At 50.8% G+C, this 14,760-nt stretch carries 15 protein-coding genes; 4 read left to right on the top strand and 11 right to left on the bottom strand.

Going from position 1 to position 14,760, the window contains the following annotated elements:
* The 4 genes from WH37_RS23170 (at position 1) to WH37_RS23155 (ending at position 3,263) form a co-directional block, all read left to right on the top strand.
* Positions 1-1,092, top strand: coding sequence for a Gfo/Idh/MocA family protein (locus tag WH37_RS23170; RefSeq protein ID WP_046233012.1), 1,092 nt, complete (start codon positions 1-3; stop codon positions 1,090-1,092).
* A 167-nt stretch (positions 1,093-1,259) separates the two neighbouring features.
* Positions 1,260-2,342 (top strand): Gfo/Idh/MocA family protein, encoded by a 1,083-nt coding sequence (locus WH37_RS23165; protein WP_046233011.1) that lies wholly within the window; start codon positions 1,260-1,262, stop codon positions 2,340-2,342.
* 151 nt (positions 2,343-2,493) lie between these two features.
* Entirely contained in the window at positions 2,494-2,691 is a 198-nt protein-coding gene (locus tag WH37_RS23160; protein ID WP_046233010.1) for a DUF6199 family natural product biosynthesis protein, read from the top strand.
* A gap of 86 nt (positions 2,692-2,777) precedes the next feature.
* Complete coding sequence (locus WH37_RS23155; protein WP_046233009.1) at positions 2,778-3,263, top strand: hypothetical protein; 486 nt, start codon at positions 2,778-2,780, stop codon at positions 3,261-3,263.
* A gap of 9 nt (positions 3,264-3,272) precedes the next feature.
* On the opposite strand, the gene WH37_RS23150 is transcribed toward WH37_RS23155, so the two are convergent.
* The 11 genes from WH37_RS23150 to WH37_RS23100 form a co-directional block, all read right to left on the bottom strand.
* Positions 3,273-3,782: a hypothetical protein gene (locus WH37_RS23150; protein WP_046233008.1), complete on the bottom strand. Its 510-nt coding sequence runs from the start codon at positions 3,780-3,782 to the stop codon at positions 3,273-3,275.
* Positions 3,783-4,093: 311 nt separating this feature from the next.
* Positions 4,094-5,875, bottom strand: coding sequence for a glycoside hydrolase family 2 protein (locus WH37_RS23145; RefSeq protein WP_046233007.1), 1,782 nt, complete (start codon positions 5,873-5,875; stop codon positions 4,094-4,096).
* A 183-nt stretch (positions 5,876-6,058) separates the two neighbouring features.
* Positions 6,059-7,390: an LLM class flavin-dependent oxidoreductase gene (locus WH37_RS23140; protein ID WP_046233006.1), complete on the bottom strand. Its 1,332-nt coding sequence runs from the start codon at positions 7,388-7,390 to the stop codon at positions 6,059-6,061.
* Between the two features lie 21 nt (positions 7,391-7,411).
* Positions 7,412-7,945 (bottom strand): GNAT family N-acetyltransferase, encoded by a 534-nt coding sequence (locus WH37_RS23135; RefSeq protein ID WP_143088586.1) that lies wholly within the window; start codon positions 7,943-7,945, stop codon positions 7,412-7,414.
* A gap of 110 nt (positions 7,946-8,055) precedes the next feature.
* Positions 8,056-9,231: an amidohydrolase gene (locus tag WH37_RS23130; protein WP_046233004.1), complete on the bottom strand. Its 1,176-nt coding sequence runs from the start codon at positions 9,229-9,231 to the stop codon at positions 8,056-8,058.
* Between the two features lie 90 nt (positions 9,232-9,321).
* Positions 9,322-10,338 (bottom strand): LLM class flavin-dependent oxidoreductase, encoded by a 1,017-nt coding sequence (locus tag WH37_RS23125; RefSeq protein WP_046233003.1) that lies wholly within the window; start codon positions 10,336-10,338, stop codon positions 9,322-9,324.
* A gap of 40 nt (positions 10,339-10,378) precedes the next feature.
* Entirely contained in the window at positions 10,379-11,131 is a 753-nt protein-coding gene (locus WH37_RS23120) for an amino acid ABC transporter ATP-binding protein (protein ID WP_046233002.1), read from the bottom strand.
* Positions 11,128-11,838, bottom strand: a complete 711-nt coding sequence (locus tag WH37_RS23115) for an amino acid ABC transporter permease (RefSeq protein ID WP_046233001.1) — start codon at positions 11,836-11,838, stop codon at positions 11,128-11,130. Before WH37_RS23115 ends, WH37_RS23120 begins: the two co-directional genes overlap by 4 nt.
* A 5-nt stretch (positions 11,839-11,843) precedes the next feature.
* Positions 11,844-12,611 (bottom strand): amino acid ABC transporter permease, encoded by a 768-nt coding sequence (locus tag WH37_RS23110; protein WP_046233000.1) that lies wholly within the window; start codon positions 12,609-12,611, stop codon positions 11,844-11,846.
* 48 nt (positions 12,612-12,659) lie between these two features.
* Positions 12,660-13,520, bottom strand: a complete 861-nt coding sequence (locus tag WH37_RS23105) for a transporter substrate-binding domain-containing protein (RefSeq protein WP_046232999.1) — start codon at positions 13,518-13,520, stop codon at positions 12,660-12,662.
* Between the two features lie 207 nt (positions 13,521-13,727).
* Entirely contained in the window at positions 13,728-14,618 is an 891-nt protein-coding gene (locus WH37_RS23100) for a LysR family transcriptional regulator (RefSeq protein WP_046232998.1), read from the bottom strand.
* Between the last annotated feature and the right edge of the window lie 142 nt (positions 14,619-14,760).

Below are 14,760 nucleotides of genomic sequence, written 5' to 3'. Positions count from 1 at the left end.
ATGTCCAAGACGCTAAAAATCGGAATTATCGGCAGCGGCGGCATCGCAGGCGCCCATGCCAAAGCCTACAAGCAAATGCTTGGCGTAGAAGTTGCGGCTGTAGCCGATATTATTCCGGGCCGAGCCGGGCAATTCATCGAGCATTGGGAGCTGCCCCATGCGAAAGCTTATGACGACTACCGGCAGCTGCTCGACACGGAGCTCGATGGCGTCAGCATTTGTACGCCGAATGTCGCCCATTTTCAAACGACGGTTGATGCACTGAATGCAGGCAAGCATGTCATGCTAGAAAAACCTATGTCGGTCACGCTTGAAGAAGCGGTGACGATGGCAGAGACAGCGCTCAAAACAGGCTATATGCTCAACATTGGCTTCCAGCCGCGCTATGACCCGAATATGGCGATCATTCGTGATCTCATCTCGTCCGGCGAGCTGGGCAAAGTATATTATGTGGAAACGGGCGGCGGACGCCGCCGCGGCATGCCGGGCGGAACCTTTATCCGCAAGGACATTGCCGGAGCTGGTGCAATGGCTGACATTGGATGCTACTCGCTCGACATGGCGATGAATGCGCTCGGCTATCCGAAGCCGCTGACGGTATCGGCGTTTACGTCTAACCATTTTGGCACGAACCCGCTGTACCATAAGGAAGCGGACAAGTTTGATGTCGAGGATTTCGGCGTCGCGATGATTCGTTTCGAAGGCGACATTGTGCTCAATTTCAAAATCTCTTGGGCGATGCATATGGACTCGCTTGGCGCCGCCCTTTTTCTCGGTACCAATGCCGGGCTCAAGGTTACGCCTTCCGGCTCCGGCCCTTGGAGCGGCGTATTCGATGGCAGTGTAGGCTCCATCACGATGTTCCATGATGTACAGGGACATCATACGGAAAGCCCGATTCCGGTTATTCAGCACCAAACGGATCTATTCCACGCCAAGGTGTGGGATTTTGCCGAAGCTGTTCGCGACGGCAGACCGGCCCCTATTCCTGGCAGCCAAATCGTTCGCAATCAAGCCGTTATTGATGGCATTATCCGTTCTGCTCAGACGAAAAAGGAAGTCGATATCTTTTTGCCTTCCCCGTTTGCGTAAAAGCCTGTTGAAAGGCAGCTTCACTGCGTGAAAGATTTGGTTTTCGATCGCTGTTGCTATTAGATTTCTTTGAATTAGACCGCTCCAGCGGTGGAAATCCAAATTAACAAGTTATTTAAAGCATGCGCAGAAGCGCTGCAACCCAAAATTCAAGGAGGTTTTTTATTATGTCTAAAACTCATCGTATTGCTATTATCGGCTGCGGCGGTATCGCAAATGGCAAGCATTTGCCAAGCCTTACCACAATTAAAAACGTGCAAATCGTCGCTTTCTGCGACATCGAGGAGCATCGCGCTCAGGAGGCTGCCGCGAAGTATGGTGCGGAAGGCGCTCGCGTATACACCGACTACACTGAGCTGTTAAAGGACGAAACCATTGAAATCGTTCACGTCTGTACGCCAAATGATTCCCATGCGGTCATCGCGATCGCTGCGCTGGAAGCTGGCAAGCATGTCATGTGCGAGAAGCCAATGGCGAAAACAGCAGCTGATGCGAAGCTCATGATGGAAACTGCGCGCCGTACTGGCAAAAAATTGACGATCGGCTACAATAACCGTTTTCGTCCAGACAGCCAGCAACTGAAGAAAATTTGTGCAAATGGCGAGCTGGGCGAAGTGTATTACGCGAAAGCACATGCGATTCGTCGCCGCGCCGTACCAACATGGGGCGTATTCCTTGATGAAGAAAAACAAGGTGGCGGTCCGTTGATCGATATCGGTACACACGCACTGGATTTGACGCTGTGGATGATGGACAATTACAAGCCGAAGGTTGTACTCGGCACGGCTTACCACAAGCTGTCGCAGCGTGAAAATGCAGCCAACGCTTGGGGCCCTTGGGACCCTGCCAAGTTTACCGTTGAAGATTCCGCTTTCGGTATGATCGTCATGGAAAATGGCGCGACTATCTCCCTTGAGTCCAGCTGGGCGCTGAACACACTGGATATTGACGAAGCGAAATGCTCGCTCTCCGGTACAGAAGGCGGAGCTGATATGAAAGGCGGCCTGCGGATCAATGGCGAAAATCATAGCCGTCTTTACACGACGGACATTGAGCTGAAATCCGGCGGCGTAGCTTTCTTCGACGGCGCAGATTCCGGCCGCGACTCCGATCTGGAAATGAGAATGTGGCTGAAAGCGATTGAGGACGACACCGATCCGGTCGTTACACCAGAGCAAGCGTATGTCGTGTCGCAAATTTTGGAAGCCATTTATGAGTCGGCTCGCACGGGCAAAGCAGTTTATCTGTAAAAGCTGTTTCATAAAGCCAAACCTAAAACATATAAGCCTGCCCCCATCCGGACACGGAAGGAGCAGGCTTTTTTTCACTAAACAATTACAATTATGGCCATCATTCATGTTATCATAGAACGATAGTTATTTCCGAAGGAGGAGCGAGCACATGCTTTTTATCGGCATTTTACTCATCTGCTTTGGTTTATTACTGGCCGTACGGCCTGCTCTAGCATGGTCACTCACCGAAAGCTGGAAATCCAATGACGGTACCGAGCCTTCAAGCCTGTATCCTTTATCCACACGATTTGGCGGCATTCTATGCACGCTTGCTGGTCTTGGTGCTATCCTTGCTTATTTAGCTTAGGAGATCATGATTGATCATTTAACGCAAATTTAGCCGTTCCGCACAAGCTTAGCAGCTCGGAAGGCTACGCAGATAGGAGAATTCAGTTGCAGGGCTATCTAGAAAAAAGAGATCTGGAACGTACGGCTGTCCGCATTTTCATCCGTCTCTACAACCAAAATTATGCCAACAAGCTCCGGCTGCTCTATCAGCGCGAACGCCCGGATGCCGTGCTTCAGCATCGAAACCATCAAATCATTGGCGTAGAAATTACTCACCTGTTCTATGATTCTGAAGAGGCGAAAAGGCTGCTAGGCCGCTCCCAATCGCGCAATCTTAATCAAGAGGTTGTCGAAATGCTGATCGCCGAGCTGAACAAGCGCATCCAGACGAAGGAAATGAAAATAAACAACTACGCAACCGCGTATCCAATTGCCTTAATCATTCGAAATGCTTCCCCAGCCTTCGGCATGTCCGACATTTTGCGTGCTAAGGAGCTGATTTATAAGCCGCAAGGCCGCTTTACCCATGTATGGTTTTTATCTCGCGATGGATCAGACGAGTGGTTGATGAAGGATTTGCAGCAGCTGTAGGCCTGAGCTTTAGAGCCGCCCTGCCCTTACACTCACATCCATATCCGCACCAATTTTACTATAAGCGTAAATCCCCCAATCCCCGCTCATGCCATCAGCCTCTAATTGTTCAAAGGTATGCGTAATTTGTTCTCCTTTGCGGATAGGCTTAGACATCACAAGCTCCTCTTCATTACGTTTGATTCTCAAATAAATCGTAGAGTCTCCCTTGTTTTCTACCGAAATGCTCAAAACCTTCCCGTCCGCCGGCCATGTTGTAAGCGAGCCCGTGTAGGCACTTTTACCACGCTGGTTAGTTAAACTAATCAGTTCTTTTTTGTAAGACGCATCTTCTGCCCTGTCCAGGCTCTCCGTGACTTGAATGCTTGATGCTGTCGAGATTGCATTTGAAGTTGCAGTTGGTACTGATTCAGCAGGCGCAGAAACTTGCACTGCCTCATTGCGATTGCCAAAGCCTAAAAAAGCGATCAGGATTAAAAGTACAGCAGCATTGAAAATCACTATTCTTTTATTTTTCATAACAGCATGATCCTCCGAAAGTATTTTTCAAAAACTTCGCCTCTCTTATGACCTTCACACCTCAATCTGCTCATACAGCTGCCTCCTTTCCATTTTTTCGAGCGAGATATCGGCATGAAGGCTTAGGCAGCATTTAAGGTCGCAATCCCTTTATTTTCTCATTCGCGAATTTCCATGTCTATCCTTTATTCATGCTGCCGCCGCTGAATGCGGCTTGCACAGCGATGAAATAAAAAAACGATGGAGCAAACGGCAGCACGCCGTTATTCCCATCGCTTATATGATTATTATATTTACAAGTCCAAATTGCCTTACAAGCTAGCTTTCCCTCGAAAATACTTCTTCACAACCTCATAAGCCAGCTTCGGCCTGCGATAGCGGTCTACAATGCCTTTACTGTTCTGCGTACCGGCGCGTGCGAGCAGCCAGCCCGTTCCTTCGGTTACCCGGCAATCGCAAAATTGCCAGATGAACATGCCGGACATGTACTCTCGCGACGTGTACGCCTGCAAATTCGCTTCAATAATATCTGCCTGCCGCTCCTCCGTACCGCGTACCCGATTGGGGTCGCGCAAGCCATAATGGCCGTCGCCGCCGAACTCGCTCATAATCATTGGCTTGCCCGCACCGCCTGCGGCATCGGCCCAGCCTCGCGCCGCATCGCACAGCTCGCCTGGATCTTCATCGCCGTACCAGCCTGGGTATAAATTACAGGACACAATGTCCGCAAGATCAAAGCATATTTCCTTCTCGCGGTGATGAGAGGCAAACGTTAGCGGCCTGCTGTTATCAAGTGCCCGAATTTGCTCCAGCTGCCGTTTGTAGTGAACGCGCCCTTCCTCCAAGTCACTGGCGCATTCATTCAGAATGGCCCAAATGACAATCGATGGATGATTAAAATGCTGCTCCACCATCTCGCGATTAACCTGCTCACACTGCCAAATAAAATTCGGATTGCGCATTTGCTCAATCGACAAGCCGCGGGCATGATTTTCTTCCCATATCAGCACGCCCTGCTCATCGCATAAATCTAGAAACCGCTCATCATTGGGATAATGGCTCGTACGCACCGCGTTGGAGCCCATATCAAGCATCAACTGTAAATCATGTGCCATGAGCGGCAGCGGGAAAGATGAACCCGTCAACGGATGATCCTCATGCCGATTAAATCCTTGAAGAACGATATCCTCGCCGTTCAGCTGAATGCGTCCACGCTCCGTCGTAACCGTACGGAAGCCTACGCGCTCCACCAAATCATCAATAGGAGCCGCTTGACCTTCGATTTGCAGCAAAACCTGCAGCAAATATAAAGCCGGATTTTCATGCGACCAAGACTGCACCTGATCAATGCTGAAAACGCCGCCTACACTCGCCGTCTCTCCCGGCTGCAAGCTTACGCTGCCAAGCTCCAGCGTCTGCCTTGCAATCGTCGCCGTCAGCTTAGCATCAAGCTGCACCTGCGTATGCTTCTTCGATAACGACGGATAGCGAACGTAAGCGCGAATTTCTACCTGCCAGCTGCCAGCACTCTGCTGGCCTGCTTCCGTTTCGGATTCTATTTCTGTTTCTGTTTCTGTTTCTGGAGATAACATTTTCAAGGGGGTGAATGATATACGCTCAACAAACAGCTCCTGAATTTCCTCCAGCATGACAGGACGAATAATTCCGCCGTATGTATAATAGTCGTTAGGAACGTGAAGCGACGATGCTTCGCTAAAAGAATTGTCCACGAGCACGGCAAGCTCATGTGTACCAGCTTCAACATCGCGAATGACGGCATCAAATGCCGTATACGCATTATAATGACGGGCAACCGGCTTCCCATCGAAAAATACATTTGCTGTATGGCTCACGCCTTTAAAAACAAGGCGAAGCGACGTCCGTTTCTCCACGGTCACCTTGGTGCGGTAAACGCCTCTGCCGCTGTATGTCAGCAGCTCCGGATGCGTCTCCCAGCAGCCGGGTACTGCCAGCTTATATCGATATTCCAAGGCTTCCAGCTGAATCTCACCATCCGGAACCGTGACAAAATCCCACATACCGCCGAGTTCTCTTACTTTTCGAATGACATTCGTTTGAAATAATCTGGACATGCTATGCCTCCTTAATCTCGCTTCAATGCCCCTAGCGTAAACGCTTTAATTCTATCATTATTCCCGTTTTTTGCAAGGACTGAAATCCCCCTTAAGCGTGGAAAAAGCCCTCTTTCCCCATTATAGGAAAGAAGGCTCGCCAACTCATTCATATATGCTCCAGCTTTCTCTTGGAACGCTGTTTTAAGCTTCGCTTAGCGCTTTTGCGGCATAGCGGTTTTCAGGAATCGGCAGCTCCAAATTGCCACGCAGCGTATCATGCTCATACTCCGTCCGGTAGACGCCCCGCTCCTGCAAAATCGGTACGACTAGATCGACAAAGTCATCCAGCCCCTTAGGCACAGAGGAATGGATAATGAAGCCGTCGGCGCCCTCTTCCTCATGCCAACGCTGAATTAAATCAGCGATTTTCTCCGGCGTACCGATAAAGTCGGTGCGCGGGGTTGCTGCGCCTAGCGCAACTTGACGCAGCGTCAAGCCCTGCTCCCGGGCTTTGCTCTTGATTTTGTCCGTACCGCTGCGGAAGCTGTTGCTGCCGAGATCGCCAATGTCCGGGAACGGCTCATCCAGCGGAAACTGCGAGAAGTCGAAATGCTCGAAGAAACGGCCCAAAAATTGCAGCGCCTTATCAATCGACACGAGGCTAGCGAGTTCCTCGTATTTGCGGTCTGCTTCTTCCTGCGTGTGTCCGATAATCGGAGAAATGCCAGGGAAAATGCCAATTTCATCCGCTGATCGGCCGTACGCTGCCGCTCTATTTTTCACATCGAGATAAAAAGCTTTCGCTTCCTCCAAAGACTCATGCCCCGTAAATACCGCATCGGCGCTTTTCGCTGCCAAATTGCGTCCATCCTCCGAGGAGCCCGCTTGAAAAACAACTGGATGGCCCTGCTTCGAGCGGGCAATATTAAGCGGCCCCTGCACGGAGAAAAACTCGCCTTTATGATCCAGACGATGCAGCTTCTCCGGATCAAAAAACACACCCGACTCCTTATCCCGCACAAAAGCATCATCTTCCCACGAATCCCAGAGGCCGCGCGCCACCTCCAAATATTCCTCGGCGATGCGGTAGCGCTGCGGATGCGTCGGATGATCCGCCTTGCTGTAGTTTTTCGCCGAGCCTTCAAGCGGTGAAGTTACGACATTCCAGCCGCCGCGTCCACCGCTAATATGATCGAGCGAAGCAAACTGCCGGGCTACGGTGAACGGCTCGCTGTAGGACGTCGACAGCGTACCGACCAAGCCGATCTTCGACGTGACCGCCGCGAGCGCGGAAAGGATCGTCAGCGGCTCAAATCGATTCAAAAAATGAGGCAGCGAATGCTCGGTAATGTAGAGCCCATCGGCAATAAATACAAGGTCGAACTTGCCTGCTTCCGCCTTCTGCGCCTGCTGCTTGTAAAATTCAAAATTAACGCTGGCATCCGTAATGGCATCCTTATGTCTCCAAGCCCCAACGTGACCGCCAACCCCATGAACAATCGCACCCAATTTGATTTTTTTCCGCTTAGCCATAACCGATTCCTCCTCCGGATTTTATGAAGACAATAATGCCGTTTCCTGAAGCTGCAGCTTGTAGCATTTCACCAAAACATTGCCATTGTACATTTCCTTGTCCGTTGCCCGTTCAAAGCCAAGCCGCTCATAAAGCTTAATGGCCGATGCCATTAAATCAGAGGTGTGCAGATGCAGCGTGGAAGCTCCGAGAGCCAGCGAGCGGCGAATGCTTTCCTTGATCAGCTCTGTAGCAACGCCAAGCCCGCGAGCCTCCGGCGCTACCGCAAGCAAGCGGATAATCGGCGACTCAATTTTCAGCTCTGGACGCCCATAGGCGGTAGCCGAAGAAGTGAACAGCAGCACGCTGCCAACGATTTCCCCATTCACCTCCGCAATAATGCGCGCCTTAGGTCCTTCCTTATCAACCGATTCAATAATAGACGCCTTATAATCGGACCAGCGATCTGGCGACATAACAGCCTCGTACTGCGAATAAGCAGCTACAACGATACGCAAAATCGCCTCGCGGTCTTCCGCTACCGCATCCCGAACTTCAACTTTGATTTTCGCCACACTATACACACCTTTCGCATGATTTTTATCGGAATTATAGTATAAAAAAGAGCTTTGACCGCTTCATCTATAGGGTGACGACTATGAGCCCCCTCTGTCATTCCGTTCGTTTATTGTTCATTTGCTTCGCCAAACGTTTCCAAATAACGGCTCGCGAGATTGGCAAAATAAACAGCGGTCAGCGGCAGCGCCTGCTCATCAACATCGAAAGCCGGATGATGCCATTCCTGCGGGCCCGCTGTTCCCATGAAAAAAAACAATCCCGGCACTTGCTTCTGATAATAAGCAAAGTCCTCGCCCGCAGAAGACGGAAGCGGCTCTATGACATTAAGCAACGCATCGTGAGCTGCTGCGACTGCTGCTTCTACTAAAGCAGCGTCATTTTGAACCGCTGGCGGCCCTTTAATCCAGCGTACCGCCGCAGTTGCGCCAAACGCTACCGCTACATTTTCCGCCACCTGCTTGAAGCGCTCCAGCACGCGTTGCCTCACCTGCTCGTCAAAGGTGCGAATCGTCCCGTCGAAGACGGCCTTTTCCGCTATGACATTCCAGGCGGTGCCGCTTTGAATGCGCGTCACGCTTATGACCGCGCTGAGCAGCGGGCTGACATTGCGGCTGACGATCGATTGCAGCGCCGTCACAATATGCGCCGCCGTCACAATCGGATCTATGCTTGCTTCCGGCACAGCGGCATGGCTGCCTTTGCCTGTCACCTCAACAACAAAGCCATCGGCTGCTGCCATCATAGGTCCCGGCTTAATGCCGATCGTCCCGACGGGCAGATCCGGCTTATTATGAATTCCATAAATCGCTTGAACACCTTCAAGCGCGCCGCTTGCAATGACCGCTTGCGCGCCCGTCGCCTTTTCCTCAGAAGGCTGAAAAATAAAGCGTACCGTCCCCGCAAGCGTCTCCTCGCGCTGCTTCAGCAGCAAAGCTGCACCGATGAGAGAAGCGGTATGATAATCATGCCCGCAGGCATGCATTTTTCCTGCAACCTGCGAAGCATAAGACAGCCCCGTCTCCTCTTGAATCGGCAGTGCATCAATATCGGCCCGCAAAGCTAGTACAGGCCCGCTGCGTTTGCCGCCTACTTCGGCGACTACACCCGTTTTTAGTCCATAATCGACGATGCGAATGCCCGCTTCCGTAAGCCATTCTTGAATCGCCTTCGTCGTGGCGAACTCTTCATTTGATAATTCGGGATGCTGGTGCAGCTGGCGCCGTATTTCGATCAGCTTTGCGCCCAGCTGCTGCGTCCTCTCCGCCGCCTGTGTATCCGCCATGCCAAGTCCTCCCCGCCTCGTGCTTTTGCTCCAGCATATTCATGCTGCCTGCCCTACTATTCACCTTTCACAATAACCACTCTAAACGGTCTAGCTTTCTACAGCAAGCTCAGCGAAAGCTTCCGATAGCAGCTCATAGGAGCGAATTCGAGCTTCAAAATCCTTAACCGCCGTCGTTATAATAAACTCATTGACGTGATGCTTCTCCTGCCATTCCAGCAGCCGCTTGCGAACGGTCTCCTTCGAGCCCTTCGTAATTTCGGCTTCCTTCACTTCAACCGTATAATGCTGGCCCGATTGTCTGCCGAATTCCTCCGCTTGCTGGGCCGTTCCAACCGTCAGCGTCTTGCCATTTTCCAAATGAATTTTGACGTTTTTATGGTCAGAGGCCAGCAGTGCGGCTTCCTCATCGGTATTTGCTGCAATGAGCGACAGCGCCAAAATCGCCTGTGGCTGCTTGCCTTTATCCGAGCGGAACTCCGCATGGTAGGCGGTTAGCGCCTCTTCCGCAACAGCTGCATCGCTATTGATAAATTGCGCAAACACATACGGATAACCGGCTTCCGCTGCCAGCTTCGCACTAGCTACACTCGCGCCAAGCACAAAAATCTCGGCTGGCTGCTCCGGCACAGGAGAAGCCTGCAGTCCGGCCAGCGCATGATCCGCGGGCAATGTATTTTGCACAAAATGCTCTAATTCCACCAGCTTATCCTGCAGCGACTGCTCCTGTGAAATGCCTTTCTGCAAAGCCTGCGTAGAACGCGGCAGCCCGCCCGGCGCACGGCCGATGCCCAAATCTACGCGCCCTGGAGCAAGTGTCGCCAGCAAATTAAAGTTTTCCGCTACTTTATAAGGACTATAATGCTGAAGCATAATACCGCCTGAGCCGATGCGAATACTTTCTGTTTGAGCAAGCAAAAACGAAATCAGCACCTCAGGCGAAGAGCCTGCAACTTGCGCCGAGTCATGATGCTCGGATACCCAGAAGCGGTTGTAGCCGAGCTGCTCTGCCTTTTTCACCAGTTGAAGTGTATTTTGGAAAGCCTCTGCCGGGGTGCTCCCTGGAAAAACAGGGCTTTGGTCTAAAATGCTAAGCTTAATCGCCATTTTCATTCTCTCCCATCGTCGATTGCCTCGTAACGCTCGTTTATATGCTATAGCTAGGTTCCGGCGCGATTCGCTTCAGAAACTGCTTCGTTCTCTCTTCCTTCGGCTTGCCGAACAGCTCGCTCGGCTTGCCTTCTTCGACGATAACACCGCCGTCCATAAAGACGACATGGTTGGCCACATCGCGGGCGAAGCCCATTTCATGCGTGACGACGATCATCGTAATGCCTTCTCCTGCGATTTTGCGAATGACGTCAAGCACCTCGCCCACAAGCTCCGGATCAAGTGCCGACGTCGGCTCATCGAACAAAATCACTTCCGGGTTCAATGCAAGCGCCCGGGCGATGCCCACCCGCTGCTGCTGCCCACCGGACAGCTCGCTTGGGTAAGCATCAAGCTTCGCCGCCAGGCCTACCTTCTCCAGCATTTGCGTGCTGCGCCGCCTCGCTTCATCTTTGGGCAGCTTTTGTACAATGAGCAGCCCTTCCATGACGTTTTCCAGCGCCGTCTTATGCTTGAATAAATTGTAATGCTGGAACACCATCGCAGAGCGCTGGCGCAGATTATGAATATCTTTTTTTCCTGCCGTCTTGAAGTCCAGCTTAAAATCGCCAATGCGGATTTGCCCATTATCGGGCTTCTCCAAATAATTGATGCAGCGCAGCAAGGTTGTTTTTCCCGAACCGCTTGGGCCCAAAATGACAACGACCTCGCCTTTTTCCACCGTCAAATCGATGGATTGAAGCACCTGATTTTTCCCAAACGACTTGGAAATTTGCTTCAGTTCAATCATGCTACGCCACCTCGATTGTATTTATTAATTCTCCGCTCCAGCCAAGCTGTCGCCTGCTCGATTAATATGGTCATGCCCCAGAACAGCACCGCAGCTGCAATGTAGGCTTCAAGAAATTTCCAGTTTGTGGCAGCGACAATTTGCGCTTGGGCGTTGATTTCAACGACAGATACGGTAAAAGCGAGCGTCGAACCGTGCAGCATGCCAATCAAATTGTTGGATAAATTCGGCAAGCAGACGGCAAGCGCCTGCGGCAGTACAATACGACGCAGCGCCTGCGGCGTCGTCATGCCAATGGAATAGGCGGCCTCCATCTGTCCGCGGTTCACCGAAAGTATGCCTGCGCGTACAACCTCCGACATATAGGCGCCTGCTGTAATCGAGAAAGAAATATAAGCAAACCCGATTAACGGAATGACCGTTGAATTAAAGCCGAGTCCCAGTGCGCTCGCCAGCCCATCGATTATAATCGGAAGGCCGAAATAGATCAGCAGCAAATGCATGAGCATCGGAGTGCCACGAATGAACAACACATATGCGCTAGCCAGCGGGTATAGAACGGGAATCCGATAAATACGAATGAGAGCTATCGCTGTGCCAATAATGAAACCGACGAACACCGAGACGATCGTAATATAAAGCGTATTCGGCAGCGCCTTGAACAAGCTGAGAAAGGCCGTCCATATAAATCCAGGGTCTAGTGACATCAGGCTCAGCCTCCTTTCTCCAGGCGCGTGATAAGCGTTCGCTTCCACAGCCTTCTTTTTCCATAACGTACCGCCGGTTCGGCCACTTGTTTCTCATGACGCAGCAGCCTGCGCTCCAAATAATGGAAGGTCCGCTCCAAAATGGTGCTGATAACAAAATAAATGAGCGACAAGGCAATGTAGGTTTCAATAAAATGCTGGGTCGCCGAGGCGAGTGTTTGCGACTTGCCCGTCATTTCCATGGCGCCCAGCGTAAACGCCAGCGACGTATCCTTCAAGTTGCCAATGACGAGGTTTGCCAAAATGGGGATCGATATCGCCAGCGCCTGCGGCAGCACAATACGGGTAAACGCCTGATAGCCACTCATACCAATGGCATAGGCCGCCTCTACCTGCCCACGATCCACCCCATTGACCGCTGCCCGAATAGCTTCGGAAATAAAAGCGCCACTATGGAGGGCATAAGCCAAAATAACGAAAACGAGCACATTGGCCCGCGATACATCAATATGAACCAGCTTGAGCAATTCCGGGAGGCCGTAATAAATGAGAAAGAGCTGAATCAATATCGGCGTTCCACGGAAAAAGGATACATACACCTGCGAAGCCCGCTGCAATACGGGAATTTTGTAAAGCCGGGGCAGCGCGATTATAAAACCAACCACGAGCCCCAGCAAAATGGATGCAGCCACAATAAACAAGGTAATATGCAGGTAAGACAGCAATTTGGGTAAGAAATCCAGCAAGTAATGAATATCAAATTTTCTGCCCATAGGTTTCCCTCCGTCTTACACCCTTGACCAGCAAGTTAGTAGCACCATTTATTTTTTTACAACTTCATCAAGCGGTTTTGTGTAATCTTCGCCAAGCCACTCTACGCTAAGCTTCGAAAGCGTTCCGTCATCTTTAACCTCTTTAATCGACGCATCCAGTTTGTCAGCCAGCTCCTGGCTGTCTTTCCGAAGCACGAACAGCACATCGGATTGAATGAGCGGATCGCCTACTGTCTTCATCGCAGGATTGCCATCTGTGTCAGGATAGAAGGGAAGCGAGAAATCGGTAGCAAGCGTTGCATCTATGCGGCCGCTTTTGAGCAAAGCAATACGGTCGTTGGCTGCGCCGCTGGAGTAAACAATTTCATATGGATTGTTATGGTCCTTGTTGTATTGCTCTAGGAAAAAGGCCTGGTTGCTCGTTGGCGATGTAAATATTTTTTTGCCTGTCAAATCGTCGATCGATTTAATCGTCGTATTGTCTCTATAAACCGCTATTTTCGAAAGGAAAATGCTGTACGGCTCTTTATTAAAAAGGAATTTAGCTTCACGCTCCGGGTTTTTCTCCATTTGGTGAGCGACAAAATCGATTTTTTTCGTCTCCAGGCTTAGCAGCAAGCTTGAAAATTCTTGCGTTTGGAACTCAAACTCATATTCCGGCAGGCGCTTATCCAGCTCTCTAACCAGCTCAACGTCGAAGCCTGTCAGCTTGCCATCCTCATCGATAAAGCATACATTCGGGAACTGGGTGCCCGTGCCGACAATAATTTTCTTCACTTCCTGAGCCGGGCTCGCACTTGCTCCTGCACCGCTGTTCGCTGTTTCATTCGCGCCATTATTTGCAGCACCGCACCCTGTCAGCGTAAAGGCCAGGACAAGCAGCGTAGCTAAAAAAGTTCTTTTTTTCATAAAAATCGTTCCCCCATGTCATGTTCATTTTTATAATACCTATAATTCCTACCTACTAAGTAAGAATTGTTCTGTCACTAATTTATCATCCGCCCAGCAAACCGTCAATGCCCCGAATAATAGGGTTTTTCTATTCTCTTATCTAAACATTCGATAGGTCGGCATTATAGCAGCTGTTCAAGTTATCGCATTCGCTCGTTTTACGTTTTATGTTCCGCTGACGAAGGGCAGCGCTTTGACAAGCTTCACCAAGCTTTCGAAAAAAGGGCTGCTCTCCCCGTTAAGCATAATCAGGTTCGTATCGAGCGACAGGCCCTCCACTTCCGGAATCGTAATCGGGAAAAGCTGGCCAGCCTGAACCTCGTCATAGGCAGACAGACTTGGCAGGAAGCAGATCCCCAGCTTTTGCAGCACGAGCCGCTTCGCGGTTTCCAAATTATCCGTGTGGCAGGACATTTCCGGCGGTTCATTGAGCGATTCAAAAACCCGCTGAAGCCTTACCCAGTCCAGCGCCCCACATTCAAAAAACACAAGCGGCTGGTTGCCTATCGCCCTCAGCGTAATCTGCTTCTCTTTCAGAAAAGGATGGCCCTCATACACATGCAGCCGAATGGCATCATCCAGCAGCTTAACTGAGCGCAAGCCGGGATGGGTCGTTTGACGGACAAAGCCGATATCAACCTCTTTGTTCAGCACCTTTTCCACGATATCATCCGTCGGGGCGGTCACCGTCTTGAAGCGAATGCCGGGATGCTTCTCCTTCAGCGCTGGCAGCAGCCTCGGCACCAAATAGTTCGCCGTTGACACGGTACAGCCAAGCCTCAACTGGGCAGGCATCTCCTGCTTCTGATGCAGCTGCTTGCGCCCCTTTTCCAGCGTCTGCAAAATTTGCTGGGCGTAGGGGAGGAACCGCTTGCCTTCCTCGGTCAACTGAATTTGCTTGCCCATACGGTCGAACAGCTTGCAATCAAGCTCCCGCTCCAATGACTGAATTCTCGCGGTAACAGACGGCTGGGAGAGAAACAGGCTTTCCGCTGCTTTATTGAAGCTGCCGTAATAAATGACATAGACGAATGCTTCTATATTTTCAATATTCACCGGGAGAGCCTCCTCGAAAAAAATACAACTTAACCAACTTGTTAACTTGGAATTATGTTGTGATAATGGTAATCCACATCTACCTAGGTGTCAATGGGCGAAGGAGAAAAAAAACAGCGGCATCTATGGACAAGGAAATAAA

The organism is Paenibacillus algorifonticola (assembly GCF_000971975.1).
Lineage (GTDB): Bacteria > Bacillota > Bacilli > Paenibacillales > Paenibacillaceae > Pristimantibacillus > Pristimantibacillus algorifonticola.
Note: the sequence above shows the minus strand (reverse complement) of the source record. Positions and strands in the feature narration are given on the sequence as shown.